Below are 15,430 nucleotides of genomic sequence, written 5' to 3'. Positions count from 1 at the left end.
TTACTATCAATGCTTTGAAGCAAATATCCCGTCAGTCACCAAAGACTAAAGGTATATATGATTATCAAATTAACCATTTTATGTATATTTAATAGGTTTTATGATTTAATAAAATCATAACATTTTTCACAGAAAAAGAAAACTTATTTTATTTCTGAAAATTCAAATATAACTTAATGCCTACTAATTTTTCCATATATACTTTAGTTAACAGAAAAAAACACATCGACACAAAAAACCACCCACGGCAAATATTAACCGTGGATGGTTTTTATGTTTATTTTTTGGGAGCCAATTCTACGGCTTGCCGCAATGCTTCAACTAAACTTTGTTCATCAGCAATTCCAGTCCCTGCAATATCAAAAGCCGTCCCGTGATCTACGCTGGTACGGATAATCGGAAGCCCTACGGTGATGTTGACCCCCGCTTCCAAACCAAGAACTTTAACTGGCGCATGCCCTTGATCATGGTACATAGCAACGACTATATCAAAATCCCCACGGACTGTTCGGAAAAACAAGGTATCTGCAGGTAATGGCCCTTGCACGTCTATCCCTAGTGCAATTGCTTGTTCCACAGCTGGAATAATTTTCTCTTCTTCTTCGCCGTTTCCGAATAAACCATTTTCTCCAGCATGCGGATTAATGCCACAAACCGCAATTTTCGGATTTTGAATTCCTGCTTTTGTTAAGGTATCGTGAGCCAATTGAATAACATACAAAACGCGCTCTGGATTAATCATCCGGATTGCATCAATGATTCCTACATGCGTAGTTACATGGATAACTTTCAAGTTTGGTGCAGAAAGCATCATGGAGTAATCTTTTGTGCCAGTCAAGTCTGCTAATATTTCTGTATGGCCCGGATACATGTGCCCACCTTTTTGCAAAGCTTCTTTATTTAGTGGTGCTGTACAGATAGCATCAATGTCACCATTGTTTGCTAAAGAAATTGCTTTTGACAAATATTGAAATGCCGCATCTCCAGCAGCAGCTGAGACTTCGCCAATCTTCAAATCAGCCGGCAATAGATTTAAATCCAGACAGTCAATTGCTTCTTTGTCAAAGCCGGCTTCAGATGGATGCTTTATGCGATTAATTGTTTTAGTGCTCCCAGTAAAATTTTTCGCCCGCTCCAATATAGCTGCGTCTCCTATGACAAACGAACGGCTTGTGTCATGAACGATGTCATGCTCAAAGCTTTTTAAAATGATTTCTGGTCCAACGCCTGCAGCGTCCCCCATAGTAATTCCGATGACCGGTTTATGTGTGCTCATTTAAACCCGCTCCTTTCAAAAATTCAACAGCATTGACCAATGAGGCAGGATTTCCAAATCCTCCTGCTTTAGTTACTGCGATTAATTCTTTTCCATTCCATTTTACCATCCCGAGCGGCAGCCCTGCTTCAATTTCAAAGCGGAGTTCCATATCCGCAACGCCAATTTCCTTGCAAATGTCTTTGGCAGTATCGCCGCCCGTCATAATAAGTGCGTCGAATCCGCCATTTTTCAATGCTAAATTCACGAGTTTCCCCAGCCCCTGTGAGATTCCTTTGCCTGTCTGATTAGCAGTCCATTCTTTCAGCAATCCCCATTCTGCTACCTGGTCCCGGTTTGTCTGAGAGGGTTCCACGTATATCACCGCACTGTCCCAATCGGCAGAATGATTTAACGCTTTGATTGTTTCCCCTTCTCTTTCAGGATCTTCCAATAATCTTGCAGGGTTAATTTCAATCATCAAGGTTTGAGGTCTCTGCGCTAAATTATCCAGTTGTTCTTTTGTTTTTCCTGACAAACTGCCTGAAACCAACAAAACCTTGCCAGTACTGCGAGCCGGTAGTTCAAATTCTTGGGATTCAGCGGAGACTGAATACAAATAATTTATCAGTCCTGCTGAACCTGCCCACCCTATTTTCACATCCAGTTTATCTTCCAGAGATACTAGCTGAATAAAGTCTTCCTCAACGACCGTATCGCAAATAATCCACTTTACACCACTGTCTATTTGCTGCTGCACCCACTGTTCTGGATTTTTCCCACTCAAGATTTCGTGAGTTAATACTGCGGTAAAAACATCTTCTGATGCCAGTAAGTCCGGAATATAGCTGTGCAGCACTGGGGTCTTTGGATCATTGCCAAATTCTGTTTCACCTACAGGGATATCATTTACATATAGAATTCCATCTCTTACCGTACGTCCAAGAGTCGGGAACGCTGGTGCAATAAAAATAATTTCTGCACCAGCACAATCCTGCAATGCTTTTAATTCTGCTGCTACACTGCCGCGAAGTGTCGAATCCACTTTTTTATAAAATGAGGAAACCCCTCTTTTTTTCAGTCGTTCGATTTCCGAAGATACAATATTATAAGCCTCTATTGGTTCCATAGCCCGACTATCTGTATCAACAATCCAAACGTCTATATTCGGATCCGTATTTTCATCTTCCCTTCCAGCCAAAATCACGCGAGCTCTTAACCCTTTTTGTGCCAGTCTAACACCGGAGTCATTGGCTCCTGTAAAATCATCTGCAATGATGCCGATTTGAGTCGCCACAATTTGTCACTCCTTTAAAGCTTCTTTTCTTACTATTTCCCCACCAGTAAATACAAAGCCTTTCTTTTCAATACGTCTCACTAAAAATGCGATATAAAGCGGCAACAATATAGCCGTTGTTACAGTCGAAGCTGCAACTTGGACTGTCGCTATATCCACTACCGAAGAGAATCCGGCACTAGCCGCCGCAATAGCTGCAGGTGTCGCCACTGCATTTCCAGCAGTAGAGCCTTCAGCAGCTCCTACAATCGGATTCCATTTTAGCGCTTTAAAGACTAAGTAACCAGCTGTCCCCGTTAAGAAAACAGTCATTAGGCCAAGCACAATTCCACCTAGTCCACCAGTAATAATAGCATTAAAGTCAATTCCCATTCCTAAAGCAAAAGCAAAGAACGGAATCAGCATAGAGCTCCCTTTATCTAAGAAAGTGCGCATATCCTCATCCAGGTTACCTAAGATCATACCAATCAAAATAGGCAACAGAACAGCAATAAAGGAAACTGGCGAAAACAGACCTTCAACAAATCCCATCGCTCCAAAAATCGTCAATGCCACCATAGTTAAAAACGGGCCGTCATTTAGCGCCAGCAGAGAATAAGCTGCGCGATCTTCTTTGTTCCCGTATTGTCCTACTAATGCAACAAACAAACCGCCATTGCTGTTTGTCATAGCTGCTATTACAGCAATCGGAGCGATTCCTAGCCACAATCCATTATCTCCGGCAAACATATAAGCTAAAAGACCAAACAATGCTCCGACAATCCATTTAGTCGCAAGCAATGTTCCGCCTTTTGCCAAAGAAACGCCGAAAGTCTTCACGTTGATCTGAGCACCGGTACATAACAGAAACAGCGCGATTAAAGCGTTTGCACTATCAACAAATAAAGCTTGTGTAAAGCCGCCTATTCTCAGTAAATCAGGGGCTATCGTATTAATTGTTGCTGCCAATAATAACGGTACTACCATCATTCCGCCTGGAATTCGTTCCATCGTTGCTTTAATTTTCATTTCTTTACCTCTTTTCGTTTTTTTATTTTTCACTCTACTTTAAGATAACGCTTTCATTAACACTATAAAAATTTAAGTATAATAAAGCAACACTTTTATCTGTATAAACACATAAATCTGATAAATAGTATAAAAATGCAACACTTTTAATCATAAAAAAACGCAAGCTCATTTTTTGAGTTTGCGCCATAGAGTAGCCCGGTTCATTCCTAAACGCTGAGCCGCCTTTGTTTGATTAAAGTTTTCTTCCTTAAGAACTTTTTCAATGATTTTTTGTTCAATTTCCTTTAATGTTTCATTTTTTTCTAATACCACGGTGGTTTGTTCAGGTTTCACGTCGGAAACAAAAGGCAGATCACGAAGCAGGTTTTCTTCAATGACATAGCCACTTTCGGCCAATGCCAGTTTTTTTATATATGCCTTTAAATCGTTTGTATTACCTGGCCACTGCATGTTCTTCAAGTATTCAATCGCATTTTTCCTCACTTTAATTGGTTGTGTTCCTAATTCCTGGTGAAATTCCATGAGGAACTGCTGCACTAATGTTTCAATATCTTCTGTTCGCTCCTGGAGACTCGGCAAGTGTATGATAACCGCTTCATCCATCCCCAAATTACTCTTTAGCTCCTCAAATACTTCCTGCTGTGAAAAGATTATTTGTACATTTTTTTGTTCCGCAATCGCCAAAATATGCTGAAGTTCGTTCACTTTTTTCAGCTCAGGAACTTGGCTAAGATGAATAAATACAGTATCGATTTTCGAATTAGCAAAACTTTCTTCAACCTGATCCAGTTTATCAAGATCCACAGAAACAAAAAATCCATTTTTTCCATGAACAGCATGGATATAGCGGGCGAGTTCTTTTTTGCCGACGCCTGCTTTACCGATTAAAACAATATTTTCTTTAGCCATCAACGGTTTTTCTACTAAATTTTTAATCCGTTTCATAGCTGCACTTTCAGTTACGATATAAGGCAATTGATCAATTTGCTCGATTGTGATATTAGGATAAGCAGTTAAGAGGTCTTCGAAAAGAATCATCGCTACTTTTTCTTCCTGTTCCTGGAATAGATCAACTCTAATTTGAAAAGTATCTACCGTGCGAAAGATGGAATTACCGGTTTGGAAAGCTTGATTGACGAGCTCAATCCATTCGTTCTGCGAAATAGGACTTCCTGGAAATTTAGACCAATTTTCAAAAATAACATCTCCTTGCGCCGTTGCAATTAACATGTCCATTTTTCTGGCTCCCAAAAAATAGCGCATTACATTAACCAACCGCTGGCTTTTTTGCTGATAGACAAATTGCCTGCGCGCTTCTTCAAATGCTTCCATAATAGATTCCCGGCCCGATTGAATAAGAAAACCGCTCATTCCCAGTCTTTGGGCAGCAGCAACAGTTACCACGTCTCCTAAGACAATTGTGTGTTTTTCTTCTTTAAGTGACTTTAAAACCACATCGACTTCATTGGCGTCCTGTATGGTGACAACGGTCATGTCAATCTCCAATAGATTGATTATTGAGGCGGCTCCTAGCGTTATATTGGTAAAGCCAACCAGGGCTTTCTTTTCTTTTGAATGGCCCATAGTCAACATAATCGTTCTTAACAAATCATATCCTGACATATGTACATCGATTACCGGAAGAGAAATGGCGTTTCGAATCAGCCCGGCTGTTCCCCCTCGGCTAATGATCAAATCATATCCTGAACGCTCCATTTCTTTTGCGTACTTCACGCCTTCTTCTAAGTTACCGACCTTTGTGGCAACCTGCAAATTTTCTTGTTTCTCTCCTAACTCTTCTACCATTGGAACCATGGCTTCATAAGGAGAAATAAAGCCGATTTTAATTTTCCGCATATAATAGCCCCTCTTTAATGTACCTTTTATTCAATTATAGCAACCACGTTCCCTACAGGCTATTCTGCTCCTTTGGAATGAATCCAGACATACAAAACTATACCTTTCCGATGCTTACGTAAAGTCTTTTTCATTATCTTCAGGCGCACAAGTATGCAAATGTATTATAGAAGATCTATTGACATTTTGGGTCAATAAAAAACATGAGCCATTTCAGCTCATGTCGGACTTACTTGGAATGTATTTTTCTCTTGCTGCTTTGCTTTATACATCGCCATATCAGCGCGCTTCATCATAACAGAAATGGAAACTTTCTCAGAAGGTGCAAGAGCAATCCCCATACTGATTGAAATGTTCAGTGATAAACCTTCCACTTCTACCGGCTCTTTCATCACCTGATAAATCATATCGGCAACTTCTGCCACTTGTTTTTCGGTTTCGGTATCTGCCAGCAAAATGACAAACTCATCTCCCCCCAAACGTGCAGCCATATTCTCTCCATGCATGCAATTGTTCAGCCGGAAACCAAACTCCTGAATGACTGCGTCACCGGTTTCATGCCCCCACTGATCATTGATTTCCTTGAAATCATCAATATCGAGTATGAGAACAGCTAAACTTCTTCGGCCATTTTCATTCAGTTCCAATCTTTCAGTCGCATATTCCTGGAAATAGCGGCGGTTCGGGAGCTCTGTCAAGGAATCATAATAAGCAAAATGTTTGAGCTGGCTTTCATACTCTTTTTGAATCGAAATATCCCTTGCCACCATTACCATGTGATTAAATTTTTCATCCTCCCCAAAAACCGGGGTACCGCTGATTTCTGACCAGATCCAGCCACGTTCATTATGGAGCAGCCGAATTTGCACCAGATATGTGGAACCATTTTTTGCTGCCTGTTCAAAAGCCTCACTTATATTCGAAATATCTTTTGGATGAACATTGAAATATGGCTCCTGCCCGATGATTTGGTCTGGTCTATAGCCGAATATCGTTTCAGATGATGGTGATACATAAAGATACTGTTTATGATGGTTCATCAATATGATGACGTCATGGACATTTTCGGCAATGATCCGAAAGTTTTCCTCGCCCGCCTTATAAAGGCTTGCGATTTTGTCCAGTTCTGTCATGTCTTTGGCAATCATATAAAAACCCGTGATTTTACTCTTCACATTAATGGGAATAAACTTGACGAGACAGCAGATTACATCACCGGTTTTATTGAAGATTTGAAGGCGGCTGTCTTTAATATTACCTAAAATTGAAAAATGAAAATTTTCTTTTGCCTGCACTTTATCCTCAGGAACAACAAAATCAATAAAGTTTTTTCCTGCCAGTTCATTCATATAATACCCACTGAGCTTGCCTCCTGCAGAATTCCCACCTGTAATGTGGCCATTAAAATCAACCGTGAAAATGGCATCAGCATTACTGTCAAACAAAGATCGATAGCGCGCACTGCTTTCTTCGAGGCGTTCTTGGATTCCTTGGCTCTCCAGTTTCGCTATTTTCTCATCGGTGATGTCTTTTACAAGACTAACTATATGAGTACATTTTCCTAAGTCATCAAAAAGAGGCGTCAGCAGGGTTTTTGAATAATGCAGTTTATTGTCAGCAGAATAAAATGAATCCTCATAGCTTGTACTTTGGTTTGTCTGGATAACTTCACTATATTTTTCATTTAAAAATTTTGCCATGAACTTGGAATGAATGTCATCAAAGGTTTTTCCGACTGAACCAGGCCCTAACAAGGTTTTTTCCATTGCTGCTTTGTTAAGAAACTCATAAGTGAAAGAACAAACGTCATCAACTTTCACAACAAATACCATTTCTTTGATGCCTTCCATTAATACACGCGTAAAAGATAATGAAGCTGCTTGGTTCATCATGGCCGTTCCCCCTGATCCCAGTATATTAAATCACTTTCAAGAAAAACTCTTTTAACAGTGTAGCAGAAAATACTTCCAATTGAAACTTTTGACCTATCAATAATCCGAAATTTCCTAAATTATATTTTTATATTATATCAATAGGCCATGTGTGGGACAAACTTTTTAACCAGTAAAATACCATCCTATTTCAAAACTGGTTTCCGCTCAAATACTGGCCGTACCCAGTTGCCTTATCCGCACTTCAAATGTTTGGCGCTGAAAGCTCTTTCTGTTAACAGAACGCTTGATTGTATATAATAAATCAAAAAGGGGAAAAAACATGTGCCTCATCAATTTGCAATTCAGGAAACACCCAACATACAAACTGATTGTTGCTGCTAATCGAGACGAGTTTTATGGACGCCCTGCTGCGCCAGCCCATTTTTGGGATGATGAACCTCATATTTTGGCGGGGCGAGACTTGACTGGGATGGGTACATGGCTTGGCGTTACAAAGCAGGGCCGCATTGCCGCATTAACAAACTTCCGGGATCCAACTAATCTGGAATCTGGGCGTTTGTCCAGAGGGGAAGTTGTCAAAAACTTTTTGGCAGGAACAACCTCACCAATAGAGTATTTGCAGACGATTGATCCGAAACAATATGCGGGATTCAATATTATTATCGGCGATGCTGAAAAGCTGGTTTACTATAACAACATACAGGAAGAATCTTATGATATTCCACCAGGCATACACGGGCTCAGCAATCATTTTCTGAACACCCCATGGCCCAAGGTCACAAAAGGCAAAGAAAGGCTTGCCTCCTATATGGCCGAAACCGAAAAAGCTGACCTGGACAAGATTTTCACGATATTGACAGACGAGGAGCATGCTCCGGATACCCACTTGCCCGACACCGGTGTCGGGCTTGACCTTGAAAGGATGCTTTCACCAATGTTTATCAAAACACCTGATTACGGCACGCGTTCTGCAACTGTCGTGCTGGTCTCCCATGATGGAACCCTTACCTTTGCCGAAAGAAACTATGAAAAAGGGATATTCGAGGAAGACAACCGGTTTGAATTTAAGATAAAGTAAAAGTTGGCGCGGCAACACAAAAAATCAAATACGAAGAAGCCTGGCAATCCTGTATGAAACAGATTGTCAGGCTTCTTTTTTTAAAAATTTCGTTCTGCGAATTCTGTCCGAAAAATTATCGGGTTTTCAAACATTTTCGGCAGTTTCGCTTCGGTTTAAGCAATTTGATGATCTGCAGCAGTAAGACTATTGCTGTCCGTATAAAGGCATTCCTTCTTCTTTCACCTCAATACGCCATACTTCATTTTTTGAGGATTCAGTGATGTTCAGGCAGGGTGAGTATAAAACTACGGGAATAATTGTCTGAGAACTCCAAGGAATCAGTAGTTATTTACCCACTTTAATAATTTTTTATTTGTTAGACTAAAGAATTATGAATCTATTTCAAGGCTCCATAAAAATAGTGCTTATAAGCGTCAGCTAGTGTATCATCTAAAAAAAGTACAGTCTAGACTATGTCGTAAGGAGTGTTTTAAGTGGCACCATTAAAAGAAACAGAAAATGAATTTGAACACATTGCAGATTTAGATAAGTTCAACGAAAGCTACCAGATAGACAAAGTTGTCAAAACCACCTCACTCTACACCATAAAACTAATTTCCGGCAAACAGACGCCCGATTTTTGCCGCGAGGTTTTATTGCTTGAACATGCTCCTGCAAAACCAATGCAGGCCTATCTGTGGACTCACAAGGTCAATGCCAATGACACACAGCTTGAAGTCATGCGAAAAATCAGCAGTGCTTTGGAGACCCGCTTTGAGAATGAACGAAAAAAACTCATTTAACTTTAGAAGTTATTCACAGCTAATACAGTCAATGAAGTTAACTTTGATTTACTAACCACTGCTTTCGGTATTGTTTTAATTTTTATCGCCGCGATGTACAGTTTGTTGGCTTTAATCGGTAAAGACAAAAAAGAGCGCTCATAAAAGTGGCTATGCCACTTTTATGAGCGCTATATATATCCACGTTTCAAAGCCAGCACAGATTTCAGTCCGCTTTTCCTCCCCTCTTACTTTTCAGCGGAATCCAAATTTCGGAAACGTAGTCTTCGCTGTAAGGATCTCCTTCCGGATAAACTTCCAGTTCGGCGGTGCCGGCATTTTCGTATTGATTCGACGGAAACCATTCCGAGAAAATCTGCTTCCAAACTTTTGGCATTGCGTCCGGCATTGCTCCGTGCACTTCGAAGACTCCCCATATTGATGCAGGCACTTCCAACCGGGAGAAACCTTCAGGAACACTTGCCGTGCTTTCAGCAGCAATCCAATAATCCATAGTTCCACCGTCCTGATAGTCGGCACAAATGCCCAGCAAGCCCCTGATTTCTCCATCGTTCAATCTGGCAATCGCACTGCTTGTTCCGTCCTCATTCAGTTCGTTCCACATTTTCGGAATCCCTGCCATGTTCTCCCCATCGCTCAGTGTGAATTCACGCTTTGTCCCAACGGCCTGAAAACTCTCCTTCTCCACAATTCGGTATTTCATCGGATCAGCCCCTTTCAAATTCACCTGAATCACCAGGCGGTTAAAAGCTTGCAGCTTTCCCAAATTCTTTCTGGCTTCACTCGGTGTGACACCGTGCTGCCGCCGAAATGCTTTTGCAAAAGCCTCGGGAGTGTCGTAGCCATATTTATAGGCGATGTCGATGATTTTCCGGTCAGTGGCTGACAGCTCCTGCGCTGCCAAAGTCAGCCTTCTTCTGCGTAAATATTCAGCAACCGAACAATCCGTCAATATGGAAAAGGTTCGTTGAAAATGAAAAACGGAAGAGTTTGCCTGCTTGGCAATTTGGTCTATTGTAACCGGATCCTCCATATGCTCTTCCATATAATCAATGGCACGCTGCAACGATTCCACCCACCCCATAGCTTTCACTCCTTTAGTTGATATTACCAAGCGCTATGCGAGCCGTCCTGTCCATTTGTGCTGACTGCGGACAGGCGAAATCATACTCATTCCACGTTTAAGTTTATTGAAGAAACTTCTCCTTTATCTCGGTAAAAGCTGCTACTCACTTCTTATGATTGAATTTCTTTCTCGCAGAAAATCTTTCCTCTGATTCTTGCGTATTTTTTCATCAATTACCCAAAAGATTCCCGCACAAATAATAGGAATCAGTGACAGTTTGGTAATCAATAACAATCCGAATGTTAAATGGATAACAGCAGCACTGGCTAATCGATAAGAAAACTTTTCGGCAATCCAATCTGAAAAAAGAGAGGCGGGTAATCCATAAACACCAAATCCTAAAAGAGCATAAAACAATATAAGACTAAAAGAAAGAATGAAATCAATAAGCCCTTTGTAGTTTGCTCCCTCATTGAAGAATAGCAAAGGTACCAGCAGGAATAAGGACGTAAAAATAACTGCTCCACTTGCAGCAGCTATACACTTTCTGGACATTCGTTCTTTTGTGAAAAAGTGGTTTTCAAATGGCAGTAAAAAAAACAATATCGCCATTACAAAAATGTTTTTTATATACGTTGGAATATCAGAAACTGCAACTATGAATGTAAATATGGAGAACACTACAATTTTTAAAAGCAGATGTTTCATTTCAGACCTCTCTTTTATCATTTATCATAACAGACTAGATATTCAAAGAAACTTGAAGAATAAAGGTTCTCTGATAGTTTTTTATAAGAGAACCTTAAAAATACTTGACTAAACTTTAAAAACGTTCGCAAATGCTGAAAAACATTTCACGAACGTCTACCAATCTCGCTATAAAATTGAAGTTAAATTATATTTTAAAAAACCCAAAATAATCGCATAAGTTTAAGCTTTACTGCCATTTATTCAAAAGAAACACGCATGCTTTCAAACAGCCGCTTGTATTCAGGGTACCAATGCTCCCATTCCAATGTCCGTTCAATCCCCTTCTTATCGAGAAGCGCTTCCAGCACATCCAGGCATACATGCCAGCCCGCTACATCTTTTGGTGTGTGGTCTGTAAAAACTTTTAAAGTTTCCACCATTCGAAGCTGGGTCCCGCCTTCTTCAGGGGTAAGTTCAAACAAGACATGGTCTTCGCCCCATTCAAAACCCAATTGCTTTTTCTCTTCAAAGTTTGTGATGGACATTTTTTCAAAGTTGCCGTTACCCATATCAAAAGATAAAAAGCCGTCTTTACCCGGCTTTTCCAACTGCAATCCTGAAAACCATTGGTGAATTTTCTGATTGTCCGTCAGCATCTGCCAAACCTGTTCTGGTTCATGAGCCAATTTCCGGTCAAAAGTCGCCACATATCCTTGTTCGGTCTGTGTTACTTCTGCAATCATTAGAATTCCTCCTCTTGGATTATTTCTTTTATTATACCCCAATAGGAGGAATGCAATCCGTGCCGGAAGGGTATAACAAGAGCAAGGAGCTGAAACAACATGAGATTAGGTTACGCCTGCATGAACACTGAATTGAAAACAATATTTAGAACTTTGCGTGTAGCGACTGCCGAAGCGGAAGGTACAGGAAAGATAAAAGAACTGACGATGAAAAATTTCGAGACCACACTCGAAATTCTCGAGTGGAATCTGGAAAATGACATTTATTTTTACCGGGCTTCCAGCTCTATCGTTCCGCTTTCCACCCATCCGATAAACGATTGGATTTGGTGGGAAGATCCGGATGTAGTGGCCATTACAGATAAAATCCGTCTGCTTGTCGAAACACACGAGATGAGGGTTTCTGTTCACCCTGGCCAATACACCGTCCTCAATTCACCTAAACCGGAAGTGGTCCGGAAATCGATTGAAGATCTTGAGTATCACGACAAGCTGATTCAATTGCTAGGCGGCTCGGATATCATTCTCCACACCGGTGGAGCATATGGAGACAAAGAAGCAGCGAAACAACGCTTTGCAGAAGCCTATTTGGCATTGTCACCAAGCATACGCCAGCGGCTGCGGCTGGAAAATGACGATAAAACCTTTACTGTCAGAGACGTTCTGGATGTCCATTACATGTGCAAAGTGCCTATCTGCTTTGATATCCATCACCACAACTGCAACAATGAAGGCGAACCCGTCGATTATGCTGAAATCCTGAAAACTTGGGAAGGCTATGGCACGCCAAAAATCCATATCAGTACAGGCAAAGAAGGATTTACCGATCTTCGCCATCATGGATTGGTTTCTGAAACGGACTTTCAGGAACTGTTGAGATTATTGGGCGGCATTGATGCCGATATTATGTTCGAGGCCAAACTGAAAGAACAATCGGTCCTGCCTTTTGTCCGCCAATTAACACATAAATAAACTATCAGCTTATGCAGAAGATTTTCCCAATACAAAAATAGACCATCGGCCTCTAAGGCTGATGGTCTATTTTTTCGGAGATGCGGAGAAATTCGGAAATTCCAATGTAAATTCGGTACCTTTACCTTTCTCAGAATCCACCATGATTTGACCATTCATTTGGCTGACGATGCTGTATGTGACCATCATGCCAAGTCCAGTTCCTTTGATTTTATTTGAAAAATAAGGTTCCCCTAAACGCTTGACTTCTTCTTTTGTCATGCCGATGCCTTCGTCAGTTACTTCAATCCACACTTTGGCCGGAGATGTTTTCACCGCAACAGCCAGTGTCCCTCCGTCCGGCATCGCTTCAATGCCGTTCCGGATAATATTGACCAGCGCCTGCTGGAATTTCTGGCGATCGATGAGAATTTCTGCCTGTTCGTCCATATACGTTATTTGCATTTCTACATCTTTTACGTTGGCATATGGTGCCATAATTTTCATGACGTGCTGAATTTCCGCAGAAGCCGCAATGGATTCGAGCTGTCCATAGGTTGGCTTGGCATAGACGAGATAATCGTCAATCAAATCTTCTGCAGCATTGATTTCTTTTAAAATCAGGCTGTGAAACTCCACTTGCTTTTCTCGGCTGTATTCATATTCTTTCATCAGTTGAATAAATCCTTTGATGCTTTGCAGCGGATTGCGCAATTCATGTGAAACTGCAGCGGCAAAATGACTGACGGTTTCCATTTTTTCATGCTTCAACAGCGAGTTGTACATGTATTCCTGACGCTGCATGTGTTCAATCAGCAAAGCCGTCAACACGATAATCGTTCCTTGATTGATCATCAGCATCACCCAAATGCCAAGGATATCGCCGAGCGGGTCTCCAAAAAAGTAAGCGCCCGCAAACATGTTGAATAACAGGGAAACAATGGAGATGGAAAACACCAGAACAATTTTCCCCAGCCTTTTAACTCGCATGTACAGCGGACGGAGGAATGGAACTCCCGCTGCAATGGCAAATTGGTTAAGGATCGCGATGTACATCCCGTCTCCGCCGATGAAAAATCGGCCAACAGAAGATACGAGAAACAGCATGGCTGAAACTAGTGGGCCTCCGTATAATGCTCCAACGATCATTGGAACTTGGCGCAAGTCGAAAATATATTGGTCCGTTAAAAATTGATAAGGAAAAAGCATGCAAAGTATGATGGAAATCGAAAAAAGAACAGTCATTGTAACGCGGTGGCTAACGAAGAAATTTCGTTGGCCGGCTGTCGCCAGCATCTGATAGACGATGATCGGAAATATGATGAAGAAAATATTATTGATCATGCCCGTCATCATTGCTTCCATATGATTCATCCCCATTTCTTTCTGCCGCGTCATTTATTATACAATTCGATTTTGTTCCATACCACCTTTTTCTGAATCCTTCATGCTGCCAACCTTTCAAAGTTCCGGCTTTCTCTACTCCTTGAATGGATGAGGAGTCGCTTCCCTCAGTTTTTTTAACAGCCGCTCGCGCCTTTTTTTCATACCTGCAAGTGAAATTTTTTCACTGACTGCCAGATCCGTTAGCCTCCTTCCATTTACGTAAAGTGCTTCGAGTAGCCATTTTTCATGGTCATTAAGCATGCTCACATCCAGCCAATCGGGCAAATCTTCTGATATTGCTTCTCCACTTTCCATTTTCACATTGCTTATATGGGTTGCCTGGTCATTCTTTCTCGTCTCCCGCTTCAGTTCATCGAGCATCGCTCCACGAATGCTGCGATAAGCAAAAGGGGTAAAGTTTCCTTTTTCGTCTTCGAAACGCCGCCATGCCTGCCAAAGCGCAATGTTGCCGATTTGGCGATACGTATCGTAATCACGGTAGATGTGAAGTTTGCGGATCATAGCAGAAATCATTGGCGCATATTGTGCAGCCACTTCTTCAAAATCTTTCATTGGTTTTGTCCTTCTGAACGTTCGTTGATTCCCGGGTCCATTCAGAATAAGCCCTGAAAAGAGCACTCGCCACTTGATTTCTATGCTATTTGCCCCTAGGATACACACTTTATCGTCAAAACAAACAGGAATTTAGGCACACAAAATTGTCAAAATAGTACCTATTTTCAGAAAAACAGATTGCCTGCAAAACGCACGAATGGTAAAATTTTTTATGTGTTGAGAAAGGGGAGCTTGTGATAGTGAAGAAGTATGATGAGAAGTTAATTGATCGATCAGTGTTGTTTGTTGAAAGTTATTTTGAGACAGAGAAAAAATCAAAAATTGTGACGAAAGATGACGTTTTTTACTCCCGTGATTCGGTTCTGTCATTGATAGATAAAACTTGTATGATGTATGCATCCACATACGAAGGCCGCGTGAAAGCTACACGGCACAATCTTAAACAGCATAAAAAAACAACCCTTCTCATTTCGGAAAACGGTTTAGCCGCTTACCCCACAAGGTCTCCTGGCAATCCTGACTGCGTTTGGATTTTCAACCACCACTACCGGCTGGAAACCATTGCCCGGAACAGGACCCGCGTCCTGTTCGATGAGTTCAATGTATCAACAGAAGTCAATGTCTCTATCGGCATTCTGCAAAAGCAGCGAAGCCGCATGTATGAAATGATTTATTACTATTCCAACGTTCGTGAAAAAAATAAGCAGTAAGCAAAATAAGACACCTCTCTCTGCAGTGGCACTTGTGGCCACTGCAGAGAGAGGTGTCTTTCTTCTATATAAAGATCCTCACGCGTCGATATTCGGCAAAACAGTATTCCTAAAGCAGCTTAAAGAAGAG

14 protein-coding genes are annotated in these 15,430 nt (G+C 41.2%); 4 read left to right on the top strand and 10 right to left on the bottom strand.

Annotated elements, in window-relative coordinates; translation table 11 throughout:
• Positions 1–277: 277 nt before the first annotated feature.
• The 5 genes from pdxA to GJB59_RS15600 all read right to left on the bottom strand — a co-directional run bounded on the left by pdxA (position 278) and on the right by GJB59_RS15600 (position 7,312).
• On the bottom strand, positions 278–1,276 hold the full coding sequence (gene pdxA, locus GJB59_RS15620) for a 4-hydroxythreonine-4-phosphate dehydrogenase PdxA (protein ID WP_142826005.1): 999 nt from the start codon (positions 1,274–1,276) through the stop codon (positions 278–280).
• Positions 1,263–2,552: a four-carbon acid sugar kinase family protein gene (locus GJB59_RS19310; RefSeq protein ID WP_142826004.1), complete on the bottom strand. Its 1,290-nt coding sequence runs from the start codon at positions 2,550–2,552 to the stop codon at positions 1,263–1,265. Before GJB59_RS19310 ends, pdxA begins: the two co-directional genes overlap by 14 nt.
• Before the next feature lie 6 nt (positions 2,553–2,558).
• Positions 2,559–3,560 carry a 2-keto-3-deoxygluconate permease gene (locus tag GJB59_RS15610; RefSeq protein ID WP_142826003.1) on the bottom strand — a complete coding sequence of 334 codons (1,002 nt, stop codon included), beginning with the start codon at positions 3,558–3,560 and terminating at the stop codon, positions 2,559–2,561.
• A 168-nt stretch (positions 3,561–3,728) separates the two neighbouring features.
• A complete protein-coding gene (locus GJB59_RS15605; RefSeq protein WP_142826002.1) occupies positions 3,729–5,420 on the bottom strand; it encodes a sigma-54-dependent transcriptional regulator in 1,692 nt (563 codons plus the stop codon).
• Between the two features lie 218 nt (positions 5,421–5,638).
• Positions 5,639–7,312, bottom strand: a complete 1,674-nt coding sequence (locus GJB59_RS15600) for a sensor domain-containing protein (RefSeq protein ID WP_142826001.1) — start codon at positions 7,310–7,312, stop codon at positions 5,639–5,641.
• A 322-nt stretch (positions 7,313–7,634) separates the two neighbouring features.
• On the opposite strand from GJB59_RS15600, the gene GJB59_RS15595 reads away from it, so the two are divergent.
• Complete coding sequence (locus tag GJB59_RS15595; protein ID WP_142826000.1) at positions 7,635–8,393, top strand: NRDE family protein; 759 nt, start codon at positions 7,635–7,637, stop codon at positions 8,391–8,393.
• A 476-nt stretch (positions 8,394–8,869) separates the two neighbouring features.
• Complete coding sequence (locus GJB59_RS15590; protein WP_142825999.1) at positions 8,870–9,178, top strand: hypothetical protein; 309 nt, start codon at positions 8,870–8,872, stop codon at positions 9,176–9,178.
• Between the two features lie 205 nt (positions 9,179–9,383).
• Here the strand turns inward: GJB59_RS15590 and GJB59_RS15585 are convergent, their stop codons facing one another.
• The 3 genes from GJB59_RS15585 to GJB59_RS15575 form a co-directional block, all read right to left on the bottom strand.
• Positions 9,384–10,262 (bottom strand): AraC family transcriptional regulator, encoded by an 879-nt coding sequence (locus tag GJB59_RS15585; RefSeq protein ID WP_142825998.1) that lies wholly within the window; start codon positions 10,260–10,262, stop codon positions 9,384–9,386.
• A 141-nt stretch (positions 10,263–10,403) separates the two neighbouring features.
• Complete coding sequence (locus tag GJB59_RS15580) at positions 10,404–10,952, bottom strand: hypothetical protein (RefSeq protein WP_142825997.1); 549 nt, start codon at positions 10,950–10,952, stop codon at positions 10,404–10,406.
• A gap of 239 nt (positions 10,953–11,191) precedes the next feature.
• Positions 11,192–11,677 (bottom strand): SRPBCC family protein, encoded by a 486-nt coding sequence (locus GJB59_RS15575; RefSeq protein WP_142825996.1) that lies wholly within the window; start codon positions 11,675–11,677, stop codon positions 11,192–11,194.
• Positions 11,678–11,776: 99 nt separating this feature from the next.
• Here GJB59_RS15575 and uvsE point away from each other — a divergent pair, with 99 nt between their 5' ends.
• Positions 11,777–12,649, top strand: coding sequence for a UV DNA damage repair endonuclease UvsE (gene uvsE, locus GJB59_RS15570; protein ID WP_142825995.1), 873 nt, complete (start codon positions 11,777–11,779; stop codon positions 12,647–12,649).
• Between the two features lie 66 nt (positions 12,650–12,715).
• On the opposite strand, the gene GJB59_RS15565 is transcribed toward uvsE, so the two are convergent.
• Together GJB59_RS15565 and GJB59_RS15560 are read right to left on the bottom strand one after the other, a co-directional pair.
• Entirely contained in the window at positions 12,716–13,993 is a 1,278-nt protein-coding gene (locus tag GJB59_RS15565; protein ID WP_142825994.1) for a sensor histidine kinase, read from the bottom strand.
• A gap of 114 nt (positions 13,994–14,107) precedes the next feature.
• The gene (locus GJB59_RS15560; protein WP_142825993.1) at positions 14,108–14,587 is read right to left on the bottom strand and encodes a sigma-70 family RNA polymerase sigma factor; all 480 of its coding nucleotides are present in this window, start codon (positions 14,585–14,587) and stop codon (positions 14,108–14,110) included.
• Between the two features lie 242 nt (positions 14,588–14,829).
• Between GJB59_RS15560 and GJB59_RS15555 the strand changes: the two genes are divergently transcribed.
• Positions 14,830–15,300, top strand: a complete 471-nt coding sequence (locus GJB59_RS15555) for a competence protein ComK (protein ID WP_142825992.1) — start codon at positions 14,830–14,832, stop codon at positions 15,298–15,300.
• Positions 15,301–15,430 lie beyond the last annotated feature (130 nt).

This window comes from Planococcus soli, from assembly GCF_016881065.1.
Lineage (GTDB): Bacteria > Bacillota > Bacilli > Bacillales_A > Planococcaceae > Planococcus > Planococcus soli.
This window is presented reverse-complemented; position numbering and strand designations above follow the sequence as displayed.